Origin of the sequence: Micromonospora sp. M51 (assembly GCF_018070305.1) — a bacterium.
Lineage (GTDB): Bacteria > Actinomycetota > Actinomycetes > Mycobacteriales > Micromonosporaceae > Micromonospora > Micromonospora parva.
Genome location: NZ_JAGPXZ010001511.1, coordinates 1 through 458, shown reverse-complemented (window position 1 = coordinate 458; position 458 = coordinate 1). Strand labels below are relative to the sequence as shown.

The following is a 458-nucleotide window of genomic DNA, read 5'->3' as shown; positions in this document are numbered from 1 at the left end:
AGGTGGTGCTGATCCGCCAGTACCGGCACCCGGTCGGGCGGCACCTGTGGGAGCTGCCGGCCGGTCTGATGGACGTCTCCGGCGAGGAGTTGCCGGCGGCGGCGCTGCGGGAGCTGGCCGAGGAGGCCGACCTGACCGCCGGGCGGGTCGACGTGCTGGTCGACCTGCACAGCTCGCCGGGGTTCACCAACGAGATCGTCCGGGTGTTCCTGGCCCGGGACCTCGCCGACGTGCCGGCCGACGAGCGGCACGAGCGCCACGACGAGGAGGCCGACCTCCAGGTCGTCCGGATCGACCTGGACGAGGCGGTCGCCATGGTCCTGGCCGGTGAGGTCACCAACGCCGCCGCCGTGGCCGGGCTGCTGGCCGCCGCCCGCGCCCGGGACACCGGCTTCACGCTGCTGCGTCGGGCGGAAGCGCCGCTGCCACGCTGAGGCGTCCCCCGCCGGTCCAGCCGC

The 458-nt window shown here is 75.5% G+C and carries 1 protein-coding gene; it reads left to right on the top strand.

Annotation, left to right across the window (positions count from 1 at the left end):
• A partial coding sequence (locus tag KBX53_RS35715) for an NUDIX domain-containing protein (RefSeq protein WP_210864113.1) occupies window positions 1–434 on the top strand: 434 nt, incomplete at its 5' end.
• Window positions 435–458 lie beyond the last annotated feature (24 nt).